General features: G+C 71.8%; 21 protein-coding genes. 14 read left to right on the forward strand and 7 right to left on the reverse strand.

Features of this window, described 5'->3' with window-relative positions; genetic code table 11:
- The first annotated feature begins 38 nt into the window (after positions 1–38).
- Complete coding sequence (locus ACO4JP_RS08575; protein ID WP_129203382.1) at positions 39–338, forward strand: DUF4193 domain-containing protein; 300 nt, start codon at positions 39–41, stop codon at positions 336–338.
- Positions 339–389: 51 nt separating this feature from the next.
- Here ACO4JP_RS08575 and ACO4JP_RS08580 read toward each other — a convergent pair whose 3' ends face one another.
- Positions 390–896 carry a DUF3093 domain-containing protein gene (locus ACO4JP_RS08580; protein WP_425956957.1) on the reverse strand — a complete coding sequence of 169 codons (507 nt, stop codon included), beginning with the start codon at positions 894–896 and terminating at the stop codon, positions 390–392.
- Between the two features lie 47 nt (positions 897–943).
- Here ACO4JP_RS08580 and dut point away from each other — a divergent pair, with 47 nt between their 5' ends.
- From dut to ACO4JP_RS08600, 4 genes are all read left to right on the forward strand, one after another.
- Positions 944–1,441, forward strand: coding sequence for a dUTP diphosphatase (gene dut, locus ACO4JP_RS08585; protein WP_425956958.1), 498 nt, complete (start codon positions 944–946; stop codon positions 1,439–1,441).
- 105 nt (positions 1,442–1,546) lie between these two features.
- Positions 1,547–2,302 (forward strand): DUF3710 domain-containing protein, encoded by a 756-nt coding sequence (locus ACO4JP_RS08590; protein WP_425956959.1) that lies wholly within the window; start codon positions 1,547–1,549, stop codon positions 2,300–2,302.
- 17 nt (positions 2,303–2,319) lie between these two features.
- Positions 2,320–2,688, forward strand: a complete 369-nt coding sequence (locus ACO4JP_RS08595) for an OB-fold nucleic acid binding domain-containing protein (protein WP_425956960.1) — start codon at positions 2,320–2,322, stop codon at positions 2,686–2,688.
- On the forward strand, positions 2,685–3,470 hold the full coding sequence (locus ACO4JP_RS08600) for a DUF3159 domain-containing protein (protein WP_425956961.1): 786 nt from the start codon (positions 2,685–2,687) through the stop codon (positions 3,468–3,470). The genes ACO4JP_RS08595 and ACO4JP_RS08600 overlap by 4 nt, the downstream gene beginning before the upstream one ends.
- Before the next feature lie 21 nt (positions 3,471–3,491).
- Here the strand turns inward: ACO4JP_RS08600 and ACO4JP_RS08605 are convergent, their stop codons facing one another.
- On the reverse strand, positions 3,492–4,166 hold the full coding sequence (locus tag ACO4JP_RS08605) for a potassium channel family protein (protein WP_425956962.1): 675 nt from the start codon (positions 4,164–4,166) through the stop codon (positions 3,492–3,494).
- Entirely contained in the window at positions 4,166–4,819 is a 654-nt protein-coding gene (locus ACO4JP_RS08610) for a potassium channel family protein (protein ID WP_425957076.1), read from the reverse strand. Before ACO4JP_RS08610 ends, ACO4JP_RS08605 begins: the two co-directional genes overlap by 1 nt.
- Positions 4,820–5,193: 374 nt before the next feature.
- On the opposite strand from ACO4JP_RS08610, the gene ACO4JP_RS08615 reads away from it, so the two are divergent.
- The 6 genes from ACO4JP_RS08615 to ACO4JP_RS08640 all read left to right on the forward strand — a co-directional run bounded on the left by ACO4JP_RS08615 (position 5,194) and on the right by ACO4JP_RS08640 (position 14,075).
- Positions 5,194–6,681 carry an RNA-guided endonuclease TnpB family protein gene (locus tag ACO4JP_RS08615; RefSeq protein ID WP_425956963.1) on the forward strand — a complete coding sequence of 496 codons (1,488 nt, stop codon included), beginning with the start codon at positions 5,194–5,196 and terminating at the stop codon, positions 6,679–6,681.
- A 10-nt stretch (positions 6,682–6,691) separates the two neighbouring features.
- Positions 6,692–8,695 carry an APC family permease gene (locus tag ACO4JP_RS08620; protein WP_425956964.1) on the forward strand — a complete coding sequence of 668 codons (2,004 nt, stop codon included), beginning with the start codon at positions 6,692–6,694 and terminating at the stop codon, positions 8,693–8,695.
- 99 nt (positions 8,696–8,794) lie between these two features.
- Entirely contained in the window at positions 8,795–10,126 is a 1,332-nt protein-coding gene (locus ACO4JP_RS08625; protein ID WP_425956965.1) for a class I SAM-dependent RNA methyltransferase, read from the forward strand.
- Positions 10,127–10,175: 49 nt separating this feature from the next.
- A complete protein-coding gene (locus ACO4JP_RS08630; protein WP_425956966.1) occupies positions 10,176–10,457 on the forward strand; it encodes a DUF6221 family protein in 282 nt (93 codons plus the stop codon).
- Positions 10,458–10,557: 100 nt separating this feature from the next.
- Positions 10,558–11,055 carry an AAA family ATPase gene (locus ACO4JP_RS08635; RefSeq protein WP_425956967.1) on the forward strand — a complete coding sequence of 166 codons (498 nt, stop codon included), beginning with the start codon at positions 10,558–10,560 and terminating at the stop codon, positions 11,053–11,055.
- A 200-nt stretch (positions 11,056–11,255) separates the two neighbouring features.
- A complete protein-coding gene (locus tag ACO4JP_RS08640; protein ID WP_425956968.1) occupies positions 11,256–14,075 on the forward strand; it encodes an aconitate hydratase in 2,820 nt (939 codons plus the stop codon).
- Between the two features lie 63 nt (positions 14,076–14,138).
- Here the strand turns inward: ACO4JP_RS08640 and ACO4JP_RS08645 are convergent, their stop codons facing one another.
- Positions 14,139–14,921 carry an alpha/beta hydrolase gene (locus tag ACO4JP_RS08645; RefSeq protein ID WP_425956969.1) on the reverse strand — a complete coding sequence of 261 codons (783 nt, stop codon included), beginning with the start codon at positions 14,919–14,921 and terminating at the stop codon, positions 14,139–14,141.
- Positions 14,922–15,129: 208 nt separating this feature from the next.
- Between ACO4JP_RS08645 and ACO4JP_RS08650 the strand changes: the two genes are divergently transcribed.
- The 3 genes from ACO4JP_RS08650 to ACO4JP_RS08660 are packed head-to-tail and all read left to right on the forward strand — an operon-like array spanning position 15,130 to position 17,528.
- Positions 15,130–15,798 carry a TetR/AcrR family transcriptional regulator gene (locus ACO4JP_RS08650; protein WP_425956970.1) on the forward strand — a complete coding sequence of 223 codons (669 nt, stop codon included), beginning with the start codon at positions 15,130–15,132 and terminating at the stop codon, positions 15,796–15,798.
- Positions 15,799–15,834: 36 nt separating this feature from the next.
- Complete coding sequence (locus tag ACO4JP_RS08655) at positions 15,835–16,767, forward strand: ABC transporter ATP-binding protein (protein WP_425956971.1); 933 nt, start codon at positions 15,835–15,837, stop codon at positions 16,765–16,767.
- A complete protein-coding gene (locus ACO4JP_RS08660) occupies positions 16,764–17,528 on the forward strand; it encodes an ABC transporter permease (RefSeq protein ID WP_425956972.1) in 765 nt (254 codons plus the stop codon). Before ACO4JP_RS08655 ends, ACO4JP_RS08660 begins: the two co-directional genes overlap by 4 nt.
- On the opposite strand, the gene ACO4JP_RS08665 is transcribed toward ACO4JP_RS08660, so the two are convergent.
- From ACO4JP_RS08665 to ACO4JP_RS08675, 3 genes are all read right to left on the reverse strand, one after another.
- Positions 17,485–18,273: a sortase domain-bontaining protein gene (locus ACO4JP_RS08665; RefSeq protein WP_425956973.1), complete on the reverse strand. Its 789-nt coding sequence runs from the start codon at positions 18,271–18,273 to the stop codon at positions 17,485–17,487. The genes ACO4JP_RS08660 and ACO4JP_RS08665 overlap by 44 nt on opposite strands.
- Entirely contained in the window at positions 18,260–19,150 is an 891-nt protein-coding gene (locus tag ACO4JP_RS08670; RefSeq protein WP_425956974.1) for a class C sortase, read from the reverse strand. Before ACO4JP_RS08670 ends, ACO4JP_RS08665 begins: the two co-directional genes overlap by 14 nt.
- Before the next feature lie 73 nt (positions 19,151–19,223).
- Positions 19,224–20,708 (reverse strand): SpaH/EbpB family LPXTG-anchored major pilin, encoded by a 1,485-nt coding sequence (locus ACO4JP_RS08675; protein WP_425956975.1) that lies wholly within the window; start codon positions 20,706–20,708, stop codon positions 19,224–19,226.
- Positions 20,709–20,769 lie beyond the last annotated feature (61 nt).

A 20,769-nucleotide genomic window follows, 5' to 3' on the forward strand; every position in this document is an offset into this window, starting at 1 on the left:
CGCGTATCGATACCGACACACGGAGCGTGACCCCAGCGATGGCAACCGACTACGACGCCCCCCGCAAGAACGACGAGGACGTGGAGCAGGACTCGATCCAGGAGCTCCAGGCGCGCCGTTCCGACAAGTCGTCGGGTGTCGTCGACGAGGACGAGACGGAGGCGGCGGAGGGCTTCGAGCTCCCCGGCGCCGACCTCTCGGGTGAGGAGCTCGCCGTCCGCGTGCTCCCGCGCCAGGCCGACGAGTTCACCTGTACGTCCTGCTTCCTCGTCCACCACCGCAGCCAGCTGGCCTACGAGAAGAACGGCCAGATGATCTGCTCGGAGTGCGCCGCCTGACGTCCGGCGACGTCAGCGGCGTCTCTCGACGACCGAACCCGTGCAGGGCCGTCACGCCTCGGGCGTGACGGCCTTTGCCGTGCCCCCGGAGCCCATCGGGCCCGTCGCCGCGTGCAGCGCCGCTGCCAGCTCCTCCGGCCGGCGCGTCGTGACGAGCCAGTAGGGCGTCGGGTCCGCCGGGTCCTCGAGCACCACCCGCACCGCCGTCGGCACCCAGGACCGCAGCAGCACGTGGGCCCGTGCGTCCAGGCGGGCGCCCAGCTCCTCGCGCACCTGCTCGCGCGTCGCGAGCACCTGCGCCTCGCCGAGCAGCGTCACCGGCACGTGCGCCCGCCCCGCCCACAGCTCGCCGTCGCGCACCGCGACGACGGGCGCCCCCGCCACCAGCCACAGCATGCCCGCCGCCGCGACCAGCACCCCGGCGACGAGCGCCGCCGTCGGCGCGATGGGCAGCAGGATGATCAGCACGAGGAGCCCCACGCCGCCTGCGGCGGCGAGCACGCCGGCGCCGGGCAACAGGCGCTCGCGGAACAGGGGAGCGGACGAGGGGGTGCTCATGGGCCCATCCTCCCCCGAGCAGGACCAGGCCCGCGTACGCTTCGCCCGTGACCGAGCACCCTCAGCCCCACGGTGAAGCCGCCGTCGACGCCAGCGTCGATGTTCTTATCCGCCTCCTGGACGACGCCGTCCCCGTGCCGGCGTACGCGCACCCGGGCGACGCCGGCGCGGACCTGGTGACGACCGTCGACGTCGAGATTCCGCCGCAGGGGCGCGTCACTGTCCCTACGGGCGTTGCGATCGCGCTGCCCGACGGCTACGCCGCATTCGTGCACCCCCGCTCGGGCCTCGCCGCCAAGCATGGCCTCACGATCGTGAACGCCCCCGGGACCGTCGACGCCGGGTACCGCGGCGAGCTCCGTGTGACGCTGCTCAACACCGACGTCGCCGAGCCGGTCCGGCTCGAGCGCGGCGATCGCGTCGCCCAGCTGGTGATCCAGAAGGTCGAGAAGGCGCGGTTCCTGCGCGCCGAAACGTTGCCCGGATCGCACCGCGGCGATGGTGGCTTCGGCTCCAGCGGTGGTTGGGCGGCCGCTCGAGTGTGACGGTCTGGACGCCGTGACCGGGGCGTCGTGCATCCGGGCTACTGTGGAAGAGACAGGACGGCAGCGTCGCAATCGGCGCGCCCGCAACGAGTGAAGGAGCCCCGCGTGGGTCTGTTCCGGCGCAACGCGTCGAAGAGTGAGGCCACCGAGCAGCAGCCCGAGGCCGCCGCTCCGGAGACCGTGGACGCCACTGCGGCCACGGAGCAGCCTGAGGCCGCCGCGACGGACGAGGCGCCCAAGCGCGGCCCGTTCGACGCCGCGGACGTGGGGACCATGGGCCCGCGCGTGGACCTCGGTGCGATCTGGCTGCCCGTCATGCCGGGCCTCGAGCTGCGCATGGAGATCGACAAGCGCACCGAGAAGGTCACGGGCGTCTCGGCGACGCTCGGCCCCTCGGGGCTACAGGTCCAGGCGTTCGCCGCGCCGCGGACGTGGGGCATCTGGGACGAGGTGCGCGAGGAGATCGCGACGTCCGTGACGGGCCAGGGGGGCACCGTCGACGACGTCCCCGGCCCGTTCGGCCGCGAGCTCATCGCCCGGATCCCGGCCCAGGGCCCTGACGGCCGCCAGGCCGTGCGCCCCGCCCGCTTCGTCGGCGTGGACGGCCCCCGGTGGTTCCTTCGCGGCGTGCTGACCGGCGCCGCCGCCGTGGACGCCGAGGCCGCCAAGCCGCTCGAGTCGGTGTTCGCCAACGTGGTCGTCGTGCGTGACGACAGCCCGCGCCCGCCGCGCGACCTGCTCACGCTCACGCTGCCCAACCAGGGCGGCCCCGCCGCCCCGGCCACTCCCGAGGGCGTGGCTCCCGAGACGCCCAGCTTCGACCCGCTCACGCGCGGGCCGGAGATCACCGAGATCCGCTGAGGGACCGGGGACTGACGATGTCGCTGCGATCTGCCGTCCAGCAGGTGTTCGCGTCCGCCGAGACGGTGGCCGCGGACGAGGAGCGGGTAGAGGCCGCCAAGAGCGAGGGCTGCACCGCCGTCTCGACGCTGACGCCGCGCACGCGCGGCAAGGCCTCCGGCGTGCTGCGTTCGGTCGTGCTGCGCCCCCGTGAGGGTGTGCCGTCCGTCGAGGCCGAGCTGTTCGACGGGTCGGGCGCGCTCGACCTCGTGTGGCTGGGCCGGCGCACCATTGCCGGCGTCGAGCCCGGCCGGCGTATCCGCGTCGAGGGCATGGTGTGCGAGGCCGAGGGCCGCCGCACGATGTTCAACCCTCGCTACGAGCTGCGCCCGAGGGCCGGCGAGTGAGCGCGCCGCCCCCCGAGCAGGCGCGCGCCGAGCCGACGCCCGCCGAGAAGTCGCGACGCGGCCTCCAGTCCGTCACGGGCGAGACCTTCGACCTCGCCGAGGCCGTGGGCGGCGTCCGCGGCACGGTCGAGGCGGTGCTGCCCGGCACCCTGTTCATCGTCGTGTACGTCGCGACGACCAACCTGGGCTGGTCGCTCGGCGCGGCGCTCGCGGCAGCACTGGTCGCCGTGGTGCTGCGCCTCGCGCAGCGCACGCCCGTGACGCAGGCGCTGGGCGGGCTGCTGGGCATCGGAGTCGGCGTCTTCTGGGCGTGGCGCTCGGGCGAGGCCCAGAACTTCTTTGCGGCGGGCCTGTGGACCAACGGGGCCTACCTGGTCGCGATGCTCGCCTCGATCCTCGTGCGCTGGCCCGCGGTCGGGTTCGTCGTCGAGGCGCTGCGCACCGGCTTCACCGCTGAGCGCGCCCGTGAGCAGAGCGCCGACGGCGCCAACCCGTTCGCCGGGCTGACCGCATGGCGCGCCGACCGTGACCTGCTGCGCCGCTACACGCTCGCGACGTGGCTGTGGGTCGGCATGTTCGCGCTACGGCTCGCCGTGCAGCTGCCGCTCTACCTCGACAACTCCGTCGGATGGCTCGGCACCGCACGCCTGGTGCTCGGGGTGCCGCTGTGGGGCCTGGTGCTGTGGCTCACGTGGGCCCTGGTGCGCGGCGCGCACGAGCCGCCCGCCGAGGTGGCCGAGGTCGCTGAGGACCAGGCCCCAGGGCGGACCGCACAGGAGTAGCGCGCGGCCCGCCGGTCCGGCTCAGACCTGGCGGGTGCGACCCACCATCATGTCCTGCAGCGCGACCGTGTCGACGCCGCGGCCCGTCACCAGCAGCAGCTCGTCGCCGGCCTCGAGCGTGTCGTCGACCGACGGCGCGATGGGCAGCGGGCCGCGCACGATCGCGGCCAGCACGGTGTCGGGGGGCCACTCGATGGTCCCGACACGCGTGCCGACCAGGGGCGACTCCACGGGGAGCGTCAGCTCGAGGATGTCGGCGCCCGACTGGTGGAAGGTGAAGATCTTCACCACGTCGCCGACGGCGACCGCCTCCTCGACCATGGCCGTCATGATGCGCGGCGTCGACACGGCGACGTCCACGCCCCACGACTGGTCGAACATCCACTCGTTGCGCGGGTTGTTCACGCGCGCGACCGTGCGCGGCACGCCGAACTCCGTCTTGCACAGCAGCGAGAAGACCAGGTTGACCTTGTCGTCGCCCGTAGCACCGACGACGACGTCGGCCTCCGCGACCCGCGCGTTCTCGAGCGTCGGCAGCTCGCACGCGTCGGCGAGCAGCCAGTCGGCCTCGGGCACCTGAGCCACGCGCATGGCGGCGGGGGTCTTGTCGATGATCACGACCTCGTGGTCGTGGCCCAGCAGCTCGCGGGCGATCGAGCGCCCGACCGAGCCGGCGCCGGCGATGACGACGCGCATCAGTCCTCCTTGGGGTCGGGCGCGTGGGTGAGAGTGCGCTCCACGGCGTCGGCGTCGTCCGACCGCATGAGGACGTGCAGCTCGTCGTTCTCCTGCAGCACCGTCTCGCCCGTGACCATGACGCCGTCGGTGTAGCGGGACAGGAACGCGACGCGCCCGCCCGTGGCCGCCTCGATCCGGCGCACCGACCGGCCGGTCCAGCCGGGGTGGTAGTCGACCTGGGCGAGGCGGACCTCGCCCGACGGGTCCCGGTACTCGTCCGTGGCGCCCAGCGGGAGCATGCGGCGCAGCACCTGGTTGGCGGTCCAGCGCACGGTCGCGACCGTAGGGATGCCCAGGCGCTGGTAGATCTCGGCGCGCTTCGGGTCGTAGATCCGGGCCACGACGTTGGCGACGCCGAACGTCTCGCGTGCGACCCGCGCGGCGAGAACGTTGGAGTTGTCGCCGTCGGACACGGCCGCGAACGCGTAGGTGTCCTCGATGCCGGCCTGCACCAGGGTGTCGCGGTCGAACCCGACCCCGGTCACCTTCTGCCCGCCGAAGTCGCCGGACAGGCGCCGGAACGCCTCGGGGTTCTGGTCGATGACGGCCACGGAGTGGCCGCGCGACTCGATCTCCTGCGCGAGCGAAGCGCCCACGCGGCCGCAGCCCATGATCACGAAGTGCACGTGCCGAACGCTACACGCGCAGACAGGGCGTGGACGACGGACGCGAGCCGCTCGCCGCGCGCCTAGTGCCTGTCGAACAACGACCGGTGCTCGAGCCGTCGGAGCAGTAGTCGGATCTGGGAGAGGACGACGAATGCCTCGTGCGCTGCTCGCGGCAAGGCCGTCCGCCGCGGGCGTGGGCGGGGATGCCGCGCGTGCGGATGCGCGCCCAGCCGGTGTCGGTCAGGTCGGACGGGTACGGACGTGTGGTTGGGCGTTCACCCGGAGCTGGCTCTCGTGACCAGGGCTGACACTCCCGGTGCGTGTCGGTGGCGGCCGGTAGCGTGCTGGTCGTGGCTCGGCAAATGACGTTCCAGTGGGTGGCTGACCCCACCGTGGAACAGGCGCGTGCCCTGTCCCGGCACGAGGGCGCTGCCCGGTTCGCGTTCAACCAGGGCTTGCGGCTGCACCTGAACGCCCGTCGAGCCTCCGCGGACGCTGCCACGGCGGCCGTGTCCGACGGCATCGGTGCGGTGAGGGTGCCGTGGACGGGGTTCGACCTGATCAACGCGTTCAACGCGTGGAAGAAGACCGAGGTCGCCGGCCGTCGCTTCGTCATCGACGGCTCGGGTGTCGCACAGCTGGAGGTCACGGGTCTGGCCTGGCGCTCGGAGGTCAGCGCGCAGGTCTTCGAGGAGGCCGTCGTCGATCTCGGCAAGGCGCTGGGGGCGTGGACCGATTCGCGGGCCGGCAAGCGCGCCGGGCGGGCTGTGGGGCATCCGCGGTTCAAGAAGAAGAACCCTGAGCGCGGCTCGTTCCGGATGCGGAACAAGACCTCGAGGACGAAGACGGGCGTCCGGTCCACGATCCGTCTCGGGGAGAACGGTCCCCGGTCGGTGACGCTGCCCGGTATCGGCGCGATCAAGGTCCACGACGACACCCGCCGGCTGCGCCGCATGCTCGCCAGCGGGCGCGCCAGGATCCTGTTCGCCACCGTCGCGCGCCGCGGCGGACGGTGGCGGATCTCGCTGAATGTGCAGGCCGCCGACCTGTATCCCTCCGCCCGGCACCAGCCGCGCGATGGCGCCGACCACGGCGGGTGGGCTGGTGTGGACCGTGGCCTGCACGCACCCGTCGTCGTCGCCCTCGCCGACGCCACCCAGACCGTGCGCGTCGACGAGGCGCCCAAAGGGCTACGGGCGGCCCAGCCGGTCACCCGTCGGATGCAAAAAGCCGTGTCCCGCAAGATCAAGGGCTCCCAGAATCGTCGGGCTGCCGTTCGCCGGCTTGCCCGTCACCACGAGCGGGTCCGCGCCCGCCGTCACCACTTCCTGCACCAGGTCTCCAATCTGCTGGTCAAGACCCACGACCGGCTCGTGATCGAGGACCTGAACATCACCGGCATGCTCGCCAACCACCGCCTCGCCGCCGCCATCTCGGACGCGGCCTGGGGCCAGCTCGCCCGCCACCTGCGCTACAAGCAGACCTGGCGTGGCGGGCAAGTCCTGGTCGCGGACCGGTGGTTTGCGTCGTCGAAGACCTGCTCCGCCTGCCAGGACGTCAAGACGACGCTCACCCTCGCAGAGCGCGTCTTCCACTGCGAGAACTGCGGGCACACCATCGACTGTGACCTGAACGCCGCGGTCAACCTCGCCACCTGGGGCGAACAGCACCACCCCCAGGTCCTGGACCCCGAAGCACGGGGCCAGGTCACCAACGCCCACCGACGGGAAGGCTCTGGCCGACGCACTCGCGCCGACGAAAACCAGCCCGGACGACGTGGGAACCCTCACCGCCACCGCGGCATAGGGACGTCCGAGAAGGACGCTGCCGACCACCCGACCAAAAGGTTGATCGACAGGCTTTAGAGTGGCGCACGTGTCGGACATCGCGGACGTTGCCAAGCGGATCCTGCTCGGCCGCCCCATGCGCAGCGAGCACCTGGGGCACACACTTCTCCCGAAGCGCATCGCGCTGCCCATCTTCGCCTCGGACGCGCTCTCCTCGGTCGCGTATGCGCCCGACGAGATCCTGCTGACGCTGGCGCTCGCGGGGGTCGCGGCGTCGACCGTCTCGTTGTGGGCGGGGCTCGGCGTGGTGTTCGTCCTCATCGTCGTCGTGCTGTCGTACCGGCAGAACGTGCACGCCTACCCCTCGGGCGGCGGTGACTACGAGGTCGCCACCACCAACCTGGGCGCACCCGCGGGTCTGGCCGTCGCATCCGCGCTGCTGGTCGACTACGTGCTGACCGTGGCCGTGTCGATCAGCTCGGCCGCGCAGTACGCGGCGTCGGCGATCCCGGAGCTGCGCGGGCACGAGGCGACGGCCGCGGTGGCCGCCGTCGTGATCCTCACGGTCATGAACCTGCGCGGCGTGCGCGAGTCCGGCACGGTCTTCGCGATCCCCACCTACCTCTTCATGGCGCTCATCGGCCTCATGGCCGTGGTCGGCGGGATCCGGTTCTTCACCGGGACTCTGCCGATGGCGGAGAGCCACGACTTCTCGGTGGTCCCGTCGGCGGCGTTCGACCAGGGGCTCATGGGGCTTGCGGGCGCGTTCCTGTTCGCGCGCGCCTTCGCCTCGGGCTGTGCCGCACTGACCGGCGTCGAGGCCATCTCGAACGGCGTGCCCGCGTTCCGCAAGCCCAAGTCCCGCAACGCGGCCACGACGCTCGCGCTGCTGGGCTCGATCTCCGCGACGATGGTGATCTCGATCCTGCTGCTCGCGCAGGCGACGGGCGTCAAGTACGTCGAGAACCCGTCCACGCAGCTCACGCTCAACGGCGCCCCGCCGCCCGAGACCTACGCCCAGCACCCCACGATCGGCCAGCTCGCCGCCGCCGTGTTCCAGGGCTTCCCGGTCGCGTTCTACGCCGTCTCGGCGATCACCGGCATCATCCTGGTGCTCGCTGCGAACACGGCGTTCAACGGCTTCCCGGTGCTGGGCTCGATCCTCGCGAAGGACGGGTACCTGCCCCGCCAGCTGCACACCCGCGGCGACCGCCTCGCGTTCTCGAACGGCATCATCACGCTGGCCGTCGCGGCGATCGTGCTGATCCTTGCCTTCGACGCCCAGGTCACCCGCCTGATCCAGCTCTACATCGTCGGCGTGTTCGTGTCGTTCACCCTCTCGCAGCTCGGCATGATCCGGCACTGGACGCGCGAGCTGAAGCTCCAGCCGGACCCGGCCGCGCGCACCCACATGCTGCGCTCGCGAGTCATCAACGTCGTGGGCTTCGTCTGCACCGGGTTCGTGCTGATCATCGTGCTGGCGACCAAGTTCGTCCACGGCGCGTACATCGCGATCCTGGCGATGGCCTTCCTATACGTCCTCATGCTGGCGATCCACCGGCACTACGGCCGCGTGCGCGACGAGCTCTCGCTCGACGACGTCGCAGCCGCCCGCGCGCTGCCCAGCCGCGTGCACGCCATCGTGCTGGTCTCGAGGATCCACAAGCCGACGATGCGGGCGCTGGCGTACGCGCGGGCGTCGCGGCCGTCGCTGCTCGAGGCGGTCACCGTGGGCGTCGACCCCGACGACGTCGTCGAGCTGACGCGGCAGTGGGAGTCACTCGACCTGCCTGTGCCGCTGCGCGTGCTCGACTCGCCGTTCCGCGAGATCAGCCGGCCGATCCTCAAGTACGTGCGCTCGGTCCGGCGCGAGTCACCGCGCGACCTCGTGGTGGTCTACATCCCCGAGTACGTCGTCGGGCACTGGTGGGAGCAGCTGCTGCACAACCAGTCGGCGCTGCGCCTCAAGGGCCGGCTGCTGTTCACGCCGGGCGTGGTGGTGGCGTCGGTCCCGTGGCAGCTGTCGTCCACGGAAGGCCAGACGGGTCTGGAGGACGAGAAGTACATCCAGGGCCGACTGCCCCGCTTCTGAGTCCGCTGAGAGTGCAGGTCGGGGGCTTTCGCGCGCCGCAGAGCCCCTCAACTTGCACCCGCTGCGCTGAGGAGTCCGGGTGGCAGGGAGAATGGGTCCGTGGCTCCGAACCAGCGCTCCTCCCGTCCTGTCCAGCGACGTCCCCGGCCCCGGCCCGTCGACACCGACTCCGGGCGGGAGGTCGAGCTCCTCGTCGGGTCCGTGGCGCACGGCGGGCACGCCGTCGCACGGCTCGAGGGGCGCGTCGTCTTCGTGCGGCACGCCCTGCCCGGCGAGCGCGTCCGCGCCGTCGTCACCGAGGGCGGGCCCAAGTTCTGGCGCGCCGACGCCGTCGAGGTGCTCGACGGCGCCTCGCCCGACCGCGTCCCGTCAGCGTGGCCGCAGTCGGGCCCGGGTGGCGTGGGCGGGGGCGAGCTCGCACACGTGTCGCTCGACGGGCAGCGGCGGTGGAAGGCCGCCGTCCTCGTCGAGCAGCTGCAGCGCCTCGCCGGCCTAGAACGCGACGTCGTCGTCGAGGCCGCGCCCGGTGACGACGAGCGCGGCGGCCTGCGCTACCGCACGCGCGTCGACCTCGTCGCCGACGCCGAAGGCCGCGCCGGCATGCGGAAGTTCCGCTCGCACGACGTCGTCGCGCTCGACGAGATGCCGCTCGGCACGCCCGAGGTGGCTGCGCTCGCCGCCGCCGAGGACGTGTTCACGCGGCGCTGGGCTCCGGGCGCGCAGCTCGAGCTCGTGGCCCCGGCCGACGGCTCCGAAGCCGTCCTCCTGGTCGACGGCGAGCTGTGGCGCACCGGGCGCGCCGACCGGCGGCCCAACGCACGCCGGGCCGTCGCGGAGACGGTCACTCCCGTGGTGTCGACCGGCTCGAGCGCCGGGACCTTCCGGTTCCGCGTCGCCGCCGACGGGTTCTGGCAGGTGCACCGCGAGGCACCGGCGGTGCTCAGCGGCGCCGTGCTCGACGCCGTCGGCGACGTCGCCGGCGCGCGCGTGCTCGACCTCTACTCGGGCGCGGGCCTCTTCACGCTCCCGCTCGCGGCCGCCGTCGGTGAGGACGGTCGCGTCGTCGCCGTCGAGGGCGACGCGCGCGCCGTCAAGGACGCCCGGCGCAACGCGCACGACGTGCCGCAGGTCGAGCTGCACCTCGGCGCCGTCGACCGCGTGCTCTCCGAGGGCGACGCCGGGGGAGCGGGCGTCGGCGCTGCCGACGTCGTCGTGCTCGACCCGCCCCGCGCGGGCGCCGGGCGCTCGGTGGTCGAGGCGATCGCCGACCTGCAGCCCTCGCGCGTCGTGTACGTCGCGTGCGACCCGGCGGCGCTGGCCCGCGACGTCGCGTACTTCGCCGACCGCGGCTACGGCCTCGCGGGTCTGCGGGCGTTCGACCTGTTCCCGATGACGCACCACGTGGAGGCGGTGGCCGTCCTCGAGCGCTGACCGCGGGCTCCGGCGAGTCGATCGGGCGCTCCGGAGGGAGGATCGGGCCATGACCATCGTCGAGTTCCTTCGGGCGCGCATCGCAGAGGACGAGGAGGCCGCACGCGGTGTCCTGCCCCGCGACGGTGGCGACGCCGGTCTCGGCTGGGGCCCGGAGCGCGTGCTCATCGAGTGCGAGGCGAAGCGGCGCATCGTGGAGCACGTCATCGGCTCCGGCTGGAGCGGGTATCTCGACGACCCGGACTTCAAGGGCGACGGCTGGGCGGTGCTGGTCAACCTGGCGGCACCGTTCACGAGCCACCCGGACTACGACGAGCAGTGGTCCATGTGAGCGAGCTGCCGCGCTGACGCCGCTGCACGCGCTCGCACTGCCCGCCGGCCTCGCGACCGCTGATCTTCCCCGCGCCGCGCCCGCCCGGTACGGTCGCCGCATGACCAGCCTGGTGCTCGTCGCCGGCCTGCCCGGCACCGGCAAGACCACGCTGGCCCGCGCGCTCGCGCGCGAGCTGCGCGCCGCGTGGCTGCGCATCGACGCGATCGAGACCGCCATCGGCCCGCAGGTCGTCACTGAGGGGTACGACGTGGCGAACGCGCTCGCGGTCGCCAACCTTGGCAACGGGCTCGACGTCGTGGTCGACGCCGTCTGCCCGGTGCCGATCTCCCGCACGTGGTGGGGCACGACGGCGGCCCACGCGGGGGCCAGGCTCGTCGCGCTGGAGCTCCACCTGCCCGACGCCGTCGAGCATCGGCGTCGCGTCACGGACCGCCTCCCGGACATGCCGGGTCAGCGCGTACCGACCTGGGAGGACGTCGCCGTGTGGGACTACGCCCCCTGGGACGAGTCGCGCGACGGCCCCCGCACCCGCGTCGACGGCACGGATGCCGCGACCGCGCTCGCGGTGGCGCTCGCCGTCGTCGGGGGCTCCTGAGAGCTCCGTGGCGCCCGCGCACGGGGGTCCAAGTCCTGCTCCCGCCGCGGGCTACAGGGTGAGGTGAGGCTAAGTATCTTGACGTCAAGATAACTGGGCTATGCTGGGCCTAGCGTCCGGTACACACCGGGCGAAGCCCCCCGAAAACCCAGCGCCGCACGCCGTCGTGCGCGGCGCGGAATCCCAGTGGAGGAGCCGTAGTGAGCAGCGTGGACACGTTCGGATCGAAGGGGACCCTGGAGGTCGCAGGCAAGGCCTACGAGATCTTCCGGCTGTCCGCCGTCGAGGGCCTCGAGCGCCTGCCGTACTCCCTCAAGATCCTGGCCGAGAACCTCCTGCGCACCGAAGACGGTGCGAACATCACCGCGGACCACGTCCGCGCCCTCGCCGCGTGGGACCCGCAGGCCGAGCCCGACACGGAGATCCAGTTCACGCCCGCGCGCGTGATCATGCAGGACTTCACCGGCGTCCCGTGCGTGGTCGACCTCGCCACCATGCGTGAGGCCGTCGCCGCCCTGGGCGGCGACCCGGACCGCATCAACCCGCTCGCCCCGGCCGAGATGGTCATCGACCACTCCGTGCAGATCGACGTCGCCGGCCGCGCCGACGCGTTCGCCCGCAACGTCGAGCTCGAGTATCAGCGCAACCACGAGCGCTACCAGTTCCTGCGCTGGGGCCAGACGGCGTTCGACGACTTCAAGGTCGTCCCGCCCGGCACCGGCATCGTGCACCAGGTCAACATCGAGTACCTGGCCCGCACCGTCATGACCCGCGAGGTCGGCGGCGTGCTGCGCGCCTACCCGGACACCTGCGTGGGCACCGACTCGCACACCACCATGGTCAACGGCCTGGGCGTGCTGGGCTGGGGCGTCGGCGGCATCGAGGCCGAGGCGGCCATGCTCGGCCAGCCGGTGTCGATGCTCATCCCGCGCGTCGTGGGCTTCAGGCTGTCGGGCTCGATCCCGTCGGGCGTGACCGCCACCGACGTCGTGCTCACGATCACGCAGATGCTGCGCAAGCACGGCGTGGTGGGCAAGTTCGTCGAGTTCTACGGCGAGGGCGTCGCCCAGGTGCCGCTGGCCAACCGCGCCACGATCGGCAACATGTCGCCGGAGTTCGGCTCGACCGCCGCGATCTTCCCGATCGACGACGTCACCGTCGACTACCTGCGCCTGACCGGCCGCACCGACGAGCAGCTCGCGCTCGTCGAGGCGTACGCCAAGGACCAGGGCCTGTGGCTCGACGCGTCCGTAGAGCCGGAGTTCTCCGAGTACCTCGAGCTCGACCTCTCGACCGTGGTCCCGTCGATCGCCGGCCCGAAGCGGCCGCAGGACCGCATCGAGCTGACCGAGGCCAAGGAGTCGTTCGCCTCCGCGATCCTCGACTACGTCGACGTCACCGAGGCCGCCCCGTACCGCGCAGGCGTGCTCACGGGCCTCGACGAGGCCTCGGCGGAGTCGTTCCCGGCCTCCGACCCGGTCGCCGTCGGGCACTCCGACGAGTCTGACGCCCCTGTGGCCGCCGTCCACGGCGACGTCCTGCACCGGCCGCACAAGGTCACGCCCGTGACCCTCGCCGACGGCACGACGACGGAGCTCGACCACGGCCACGTCGTGATCGCCTCGATCACGTCCTGCACCAACACGTCGAACCCGTCGGTCATGCTCGCCGCGGGGCTGCTCGCGAAGAAGGCGGTCGAGAAGGGCCTGCAGGCCAAGCCCTGGGTCAAGACGTCGATGGCCCCCGGCTCGCAGGTCGTCACCGGCTACTACGAGAAGGCCGGCCTGTGGCCGTACCTCGAGAAGCTGGGCTTCCACCTGGTCGGCTACGGCTGCGCCACGTGCATCGGCAACTCGGGCCCGCTCGCCGACGAGATCTCGGCGGTCGTCAACGAGCACGACCTGTCGGTCGTCTCGGTGCTGTCCGGCAACCGCAACTTCGAGGGTCGCATCAACCCGGACGTCAAGATGAACTACCTCGCGTCCCCGCCGCTGGTCATCGCGTACGCCCTGACCGGCACGATGGACTTCGACTTCGACGGCCAGCCCCTGGGGCAGGACGCCGACGGCAACGCCGTCTACCTCCAGGACATCTGGCCCACGCCGGAAGAGGTCCAGACGACGATCGACGCGTCGATCGACCGCGAGATGTTCGAGGCCGACTATGCGGACGTCTTCAAGGGCGACGAACGCTGGCGTGCGCTCGAGGTCCCGACCGGCGCGACGTTCGCGTGGGACGCCGAGTCGACCTACGTGCGCAAGCCCCCGTACTTCGACGGCATGGAGGCCACCCCGGCTCCCGTCGCCGACATCGCGGGCGCCCGCGTCCTGGCCAAGCTGGGTGACTCGGTCACTACCGACCACATCTCGCCCGCCGGCTCGATCAAGCCCGACAGCCCGGCCGGCAAGTACCTGGCCGAGCACGGCGTCGAGCGTCGCGACTTCAACAGCTACGGCTCGCGCCGCGGCAACCACGAGGTCATGATCCGGGGCACGTTCGCCAACATTCGGCTCAAGAACCAGCTGCTCGACGGCGTCGAGGGCGGCTTCACGTACAACTTCGTGAAGGACGCCCAGGACACCATCTACGACGCCGCGCAGGACTACGCCGCGGCCGGCACCCCGCTCGTGGTGCTCGGCGGCAAGGAGTACGGCTCAGGCTCGTCGCGTGACTGGGCAGCCAAGGGCACCGCGCTGCTGGGCGTCAAGGCCGTCATCACCGAGTCGTTCGAGCGCATCCACCGCTCCAACCTCATCGGCATGGGCGTGCTGCCGCTGCAGTTCCCGGCCGGCGAGAACGCCGGCTCGCTCGGCCTGGACGGCACCGAGGTGTTCGACATCGCCGGGATCACGGCCCTCAACGACGGCGAGACGCCGTCGACGGTCAAGGTGACGGCGACCAGGGCGAACGGCGACGTCGTCGAGTTCGACGCCGTCGTCCGCATCGACACCCCGGGCGAGGCCGACTACTACCGCAACGGCGGCATCCTGCAGTACGTGCTGCGTTCGCTGGTGGCCTGACACCTGCACCCGTACGACGACGGCGCCCCGTCTCTCCTCCGGGAGAGGCGGGGCGCCGTGCGTCTACGCGGGCAGCAGCGCCGCCGTCACGTGCTGCACGACGGCGGCGCGCACGTCCAGGTCGTCGAGCACCCGGTTGTGGCCGAGCCCGCCTGTTGTCAGCAGCTCGCTCCCGGGATGGGCGGCGTGCAGCCGGCGGGCGTCGCCCGGCTCGAGCAGCCTGTCGTCGACGTCTTGCACGAAGAGAGCGGCGACGTCGGAGGGTGCGGGCCGCGCGACCAGGTCGCCCCGTTCCCAGGCATCCGGGATGCCCGCGAAGAACCGCGCTGCGGCGGCCTGGTTGAGCCGCGGTACCAGCTCGCGCGGCAGGCCGGCCAGGCGCGCGAACGCCTGGCCCACCGACTCGACCGAGGAGGGAGCCCCGATCGTCGCCCAGCGCGGGGTCCCGAGCCCCTCGCGGACCGCGATTCCGGCGGCCAGCCCGCCCAGCGAGTGCCCGACGACGCCCGCGACGTTGCCGCCGCGTGCGGCGACGTCGTCGGCCAGGAGGTGGAGGATCTCGGCAAACTGCAGCACGTGCGTGCGGCGGCCCGGGGAGTCGCCGTGCGCGGGGGCGTCGAACGCCACGACCTGGAAGCCGGCGTGGGCGAGGTCGCCGGTCAGCGCCGCGAGGCGGGAGGCCCGTAGTTGCCAGCCGTGCGCCAGCAGCACGACGGGGGCGTCGTCGCCGCCCCACCGGTAGGTCACCACGTGGCCGTCGCCGAACGGCAGCAGGCCGCGGCGTGCGGGCGCGGTCGCCGCCCTGTCGGCGGGGCGAACTGGCGCGGGCGGGCCGACGTGCACCATCAGACGCGCCGCCACGCCGATGGCGAGGGCAGGCGCGGTTGCCGAGAGCGCGCGGAGGCCGGTATGGGTCGCGACGCGCGCGACGCGTCGGTGGGATCGGGGCTGGCGTGACGGGTCCATCGGAACTCCCTGGGAGATGTAAATATACGAACGGTCGTACAGATTCACGCTCAGGGTCAGACTATGCGAACGGTCGTACGCTGTCACCATGCATGACAGCCCTGCCGTGAGATCGCTGCTCACCACCTCGTCCGACGGCCGGCGCGCGCGCGGCGACCGGTCCCGCAACGCGGTGCTGGACCACGCCGTCCAGGTGGCGTCTGTGCACGGGCTGAGCGGGCTGTCGTTCGGGCGGCTCGCGCTGTCGTCACCCGTCAACAAGAGCGGTATCGCGGGTCTGTTCGGCTCCAAGGAGGGTCTGCAGCTCGCGACCGTGGAACGAGCACGCGATGTCTTCGTCACCACGGTGATCGAGCCGTCACGCACGGCGGAGCGGGGGCTGCCGCGGCTCTGGGCCCTCGTGAGCGGGTGGCTGGCCTACTCGCGCGACCGTGTGTTCGTCGGCGGCTGCTTCTTCCAGACCGCCGCCGCCGAGCTCGACGCCGCACCGCCCGGGCCGCTTCGCGACGCCGTCGCCGCAGCCGTGACCGACTGGCGCGATCACATCGCCCGGCAGATCGCCGCCGCCGTCGAGCTCGGGCACCTCGATGCGGACACCGACCCGGTGCAGCTCGGGTTCGAGCTGCGCGCCTACCTCGAGCTGGCCAACCTGGAGAGCGTCCTCACTGGCGACGCCCGCGTGTATGAGCGCGCGGCGCGCGCGGCCCGCGCGGCGCTCGCGCACCACGGCGCCCCGGCGGTCGACCTGCCGCTCTGATCCCTGCCCAGGCGCGCGGGCGCGGGTTCGGCCACGATGTGTCTCGTGCCCACCCACGCGCTGCGCCTGCACGATCTGCGCAAGGAGTACCCGAACCACGACGGCCCCGGCTCCGTCGTCGCCGTCGACGGCATCGACGTCGAGATCGACCCCGGCGAGATCGTCGCGTTCCTCGGCCCCAACGGCGCCGGCAAGACGACGACGCTCGACATGGTGCTGGGCCTCGTCCCGCCCACGTCCGGCAGCGTCGAGGTCCTCGGCGTCGCTCCGCGCCAGGCGGTGACCTCCGGCCACGTCTCTGCCGTCCTGCAGACCGGTGGCCTGCTCCGCGACCTGCGCGTGGGGGAGACCGTGCGATCCATCGCGGCGCTGCACGGCGCCGGGGCGCGCGTCGACGACGTCATGCGGCGCGCGGGCGTCGCCGAGCTCGCCGGGCGCAAGGTGAGCCAGTGCTCGGGCGGCGAGCAACAGCGGCTGCGGTTCGCCCTCGCGCTGCTGCCCGACCCGCAGATCCTCGTGCTCGACGAGCCCACGGCAGGCATGGACGCCGCCGCCCGCCGCGACTTCTGGGAGACCATGCGCGCCGAGACTAGCCAGGGCCGCACCGTCGTCTTCGCCACGCACTACCTCGAGGAAGCGCAGGCGTTCGCACCGCGCACGGTGCTCATCGACCACGGCCGCATCCGCGCCGACCGGCCCACCGACGAGCTGCGGAACCTGGTCGGCGACCGCGTCGTCGCCGCGACCGTGCCGCCCGGGACCGCGGACGCCGCGCTCGCGGCCCTGCAGGCGCTCGACGGCGTCCGCGAGGTACGCGCGGAGGGCAGCCGCATCGTCGCCACGGGCACGGCGTCCGACGACGCGGCGCTGCTGCTGCTGACGACGCTCGGCGGGCGCGACCTCGAAGTGACCGCGCCCTCGCTCGAGTCGGCCTTCTTCGCCCTGACCGAAGAGGGGCGCGAACGGTGAACGCCACCTATCTGCGCATCGACCTGCAGCGACAGCTGCGCGACGTCGCGAACATCGTATTCGTCATCGGCCTGCCCGTGGCGATGTACATCATCTTCGGCTCCACGTTCGGCTCGGGCGGCGAGCAGGCCGGGTATGCCAACGTGAAGTTCTACGTCATGACGTCGATGGCGGTCTACGGGGCGTCCGTCGCGACGACGGCGATCTCCGGCATGGCCGCCGTCGAGCTCATGCAGGGCTGGGGGCGGCAGCTCGGGCTGACGCCGATGCGGCCGGCGGGCTACGTCGGCACCAAGGTCGTGGTCGCGCTGACGATCGCGGCGGGCGCGGTCGCCGCGGTGTTCCTCACGGGCACGCTGACGGGAGCGCGGGCTGACGAGGGGTGGATCTGGGCGGCGACGTACGCCCTCGCCTGGATCGGCTCCGCGCTGTTCGCGCTGTACGGGCTGGCGATCGCCCAGACGTTCCGGTCCGAGAGCGCGGTGAGCGTCGCCGCGGCGGGGCTCGTGCTGCTGGCCTTCTTCGGCAACCTCTTCGTGCCGCTGTCGGGGACGATCCTCCAGATCGCGCGGTTCACGCCCCTCTACGGGTACGCGGGGCTGGCGCGGTACCCGGCGCTGCGGGGGCAGGTGGCCACCACCACCGGCGGCAGCGAGACACCGGACTCGCTGGGGTGGCTCGTGCTCAACGTGGTGGTGTGGGCGGTGATCTTCGCGCTCATCGCGATGTGGGCGGTTCGCCGCGGTCGCCGCCGCCAGTAGCCCCCCGCTCGCTGTGGAGCAGCTGCTCGGGCATCCCGGCGTCGTGCCCGACCCACCCGACCAGCTCCGCGTGGACGACGATGCGGTGGTCGTTGCCCCACTCGCCGTCGGTCACCGAGTGGCATGACACCAGCGTGAGGTAGCGCCCGCCGGCGGGCAGGCCGCCCGGCGCGGGCGCGACGACGTCGGCGCCCTGGTCGGGCTCGACGAGGTAGCCCGGGACGACGACGTCATAGACGAACCACGCCTCGGGCGTCTCGACGACGACGGTGTCGCCCCTGACGAGGTCGTCGACGTGCAGGAAGTTGTCGCCGTACGTGCGCCGGTGCCCTGCGAGCGTGAAGTTGCCCACCTGGCCCGGCTCCTGCGCCTGGGCGAAGACGCCCGCCGCACCGGTGTCGAGGACGGCCCGGGTGACGCCGCGCTTGATGGGGACCCGGGCGTCCAGCATGTCGCCGTGCACGCCATGCGTCCCCGCCCAGGACGGGACCCAGAGCGTGGCGATCACGCCGGTCGACGGCGCCCGGCTGGGCGCGGCGTCGACGTCGGTACGGAGCTGCGCGGCGGCGTTCGGCAGGGGGTGGGCATCGGTGAAGGCGCGCAGGTCGGCGGCCGCCTGACCGTCGGCCCGCCACGACGTGCCGAAGGTGTCCCAGGCCCAGTGGCCCGCGGTCCCCAGGCCGATCAGCAGCGCGACGAGCGCGACGATCCGGACGGGGTCGCGGTGGAGCTCACGGCGCGGCATCGGTGGTTACCCCTCTGGTGGCGTCGTCATCGGGCTTCGCGGTGCTGGAACCCGTGGCGCTTCGCGTTCCGCGGGGCCGTGCGAGGACGCAGCCGACCACCACAGCGGCAGCGGTACCGCCCACGAGCTGCACGGCCCACCACGGGAAGCCAGGGTCGATGTCGCGGCCCGCGACAACAGTCTCCTCGGCATCCTTGGAGACCGGCAGGGCGCGGTGCCCGCGCACCAGCAGGCGGTGCGTGTTGATGCCCGTGGGCGTGCACGTGAGAAGAGTGACGTAGTCCTCGCCGGGCACCGGCTGCAAGAGCGTGTCGTCGTCGGGACGGACCACCGATACGCGGTCGACCTGGTACACGAGCCGGCGGCCGACCACCTCGATCGAGAAGAGCTCGCCGAGCGTGACGTCCTCGAGGTGCGTGAAGAGCTCAGCGTCGACGAGGCCCGAGTGCGCGGACAGGACCGCGTGCGTGCCCTTCCCGCCGACGGGCAGCGACGTGCCGTACAGGTGCCCGATGCCGCGCGACAGGGAGTCCTCGCCGGTGCCGTGGTAGACGGGCAGGGTGGTGCGCAGCGACGGGATGGTGACCTCGGCCATGACATCGCCCGGCCGCGGTGCAAGCTGGCTGCGGTAGTCGACGTCGGACGCGTCGGTGGTGCCCGTCCGGCCCTGGGAGAGGCGGACGTTGTAGTCCTCGGCGGCGGCGAGCATCGCCTCCTGATCGGCGCCGGGCATCGAGTCGACGGCGCGGGTGTAGCCAGTGATCTCCGACGCCTGGTCGCGCTCCGCGAACCAGTTGGCGGCCGTCGGGTACACGAGCAGGCCGAGGCCGAGCGCGACGAGGACCGTCAGTGCGGCGACTCGGAGGCTGGGCGACACTTCGTGCTCCTCGGACGTGCAGGCGTCCGGGGTGCGGCCTGGTGGGACGCACCCCGGACGCTCGAGGGGTGGATCAGTCCTCGGCCTTACGACGCGAGCGCGCCATGAGGACCAGGGCGGCGCCGAGGATCACGACGCCGGCGATGGTGAGGGTGGTGGTGCCGGAGCCACCGGTGAGGGGGAGCGTGAATCCGGCGTTGTGGGCGACGTTCTTGACGGTGAGCGGCACGGTGACCTCGGACACCTGGCTGGTGACCGTGAAGGAGATCGGCGCGGCGAGCAGCTCGTATCCCTTGGGAGCCTTGGTCTCTACGAGCCAGTACTCGCGGGCCGAGGAAAGCTCCTTGCCGTTCTCCCAGTCGCTGTAACGCAGGCCGTCGATCGTCAGCGTGCCGTTCGAACCGGTTGCTGCCGTCGTGGCGATGGCATTGACGCCGGACTTGGCCTCGGCTTCCGTCTTGTAGACCTTGAACTCGGCCCCGGAAAGTGGCGTGGAGGTGTCTGCATCCTGCTTCTTGAGGACGATGCCGCCGAACTTTGTGACGACTTCTTTGGAGTTGATGACCTCCCCGGCCTCCACACGCATGCCGTTGAAGTAGAGCGTCGCGTCGTTCGGGATCTCACCGACTGCCGTGACTTGCGTGTACACCATCATGACGACCTGATTGGTCGGATCGAGTAGCTTCGCCTGGATCAGCTTCGCAACTCCGGACGGCGTGAAGACAACCTGATGCGTGGTCGTGCCGGTGACCGTGTAGTCAACTGCGTTGACAAGGTAGGTAGCGCCTTCGAAGTCAGGCGTGGTCCCCGAAAGCGCGACGGAGGTGCCGCCCATAAGCTTCAGCTTCGTATCCAGGACGTCGTCGATCTTGTATGCCGTCAAGAGACCAGACTCATCGGCGTCGATCTCTCCGTCTCGGTTCGGATCGACTTCCGGAATATCAGCCGAGATCTTCCAGGTGACCACGTCATTGAGCTTGTAGGCATTGGTGTCGTCGACCGTCTTGCTGATCGACACGGCGTCGTTCTTGGGGTATACGTGAACGTCGTAGAGCCACCCATTGAGGTCGGTGGGGTGGGTGAGCGGCAGCGTCACCAAGAACGGTGCTGACGGCACAATGCCGGCAGGGGTGCTCGTTTCTGTCACGAGGTAGAGCCCAAAGTCGAGGTTCGAGAACACGATCTTGCCTGTGGCGTTGGTGGTGCCGCTGGCGGTGCGGTCCTTCGGCATTGCAGCGGCAGTTGCCGCCGTGACAGCCGAGGCCTCCGACCAACCCTCGTTCGTAGTGAGATCGATGTCTGCAATGCGCTCGGCCTTGAAAGCAACGCCCTCGATTGCGGCGGAGCCTACCGTTGTCTCCAGGCCGTTGCCTTTAGCGCCCGCGGGCGTCTCGTGCTTATGGATCGTGAGGGTCGCGGTCTTGCTGGCATCCGGTAGCGCCGGATTGGGGTCGGCGGCCGCCGTCGGCGCCGCCAGCCCAACGGTCAGCGCGGATGCGGTGAGCACGGCGAGGGCAGATGCCCCGATGTTCCGCACCCTTCGGATTCGGTGGTTCATGGTGGTTCCTTCGCTGAGGTCCGGGCGTGCCCGGAGGCTTCGATGTCGGTGGTGGGGTGGT

Origin of the sequence: Xylanimonas sp. McL0601 (assembly GCF_049852175.1) — a bacterium.
Classification (GTDB): domain Bacteria; phylum Actinomycetota; class Actinomycetes; order Actinomycetales; family Cellulomonadaceae; genus Xylanimonas.

Bases quoted from the DNA above. Each gene is read 5' to 3' on its own strand.
- ACO4JP_RS08650 (WP_425956970.1), top strand. From the start codon at position 15,130: ATGCATGACAGCCCTGCCGTGAGATCGCTGCTCACCACCTCGTCCGAC.
- ACO4JP_RS08645 (WP_425956969.1), bottom strand. From the start codon at position 14,921: ATGGTGCACGTCGGCCCGCCCGCGCCAGTTCGCCCCGCCGACAGGGCG.
- ACO4JP_RS08575 (WP_129203382.1), top strand. From the start codon at position 39: ATGGCAACCGACTACGACGCCCCCCGCAAGAACGACGAGGACGTGGAG.
- ACO4JP_RS08630 (WP_425956966.1), top strand. From the start codon at position 10,176: ATGACCATCGTCGAGTTCCTTCGGGCGCGCATCGCAGAGGACGAGGAG.
- ACO4JP_RS08635 (WP_425956967.1), top strand. From the start codon at position 10,558: ATGACCAGCCTGGTGCTCGTCGCCGGCCTGCCCGGCACCGGCAAGACC.
- ACO4JP_RS08655 (WP_425956971.1), top strand. From the start codon at position 15,835: ATGTGTCTCGTGCCCACCCACGCGCTGCGCCTGCACGATCTGCGCAAG.
- ACO4JP_RS08595 (WP_425956960.1), top strand. From the start codon at position 2,320: ATGTCGCTGCGATCTGCCGTCCAGCAGGTGTTCGCGTCCGCCGAGACG.
- ACO4JP_RS08605 (WP_425956962.1), bottom strand. From the start codon at position 4,166: ATGCGCGTCGTCATCGCCGGCGCCGGCTCGGTCGGGCGCTCGATCGCC.
- ACO4JP_RS08610 (WP_425957076.1), bottom strand. From the start codon at position 4,819: ATGGGCTGCGGCCGCGTGGGCGCTTCGCTCGCGCAGGAGATCGAGTCG.
- ACO4JP_RS08580 (WP_425956957.1), bottom strand. From the start codon at position 896: ATGAGCACCCCCTCGTCCGCTCCCCTGTTCCGCGAGCGCCTGTTGCCC.
- ACO4JP_RS08675 (WP_425956975.1), bottom strand. From the start codon at position 20,708: ATGAACCACCGAATCCGAAGGGTGCGGAACATCGGGGCATCTGCCCTC.
- ACO4JP_RS08665 (WP_425956973.1), bottom strand. From the start codon at position 18,273: ATGCCGCGCCGTGAGCTCCACCGCGACCCCGTCCGGATCGTCGCGCTC.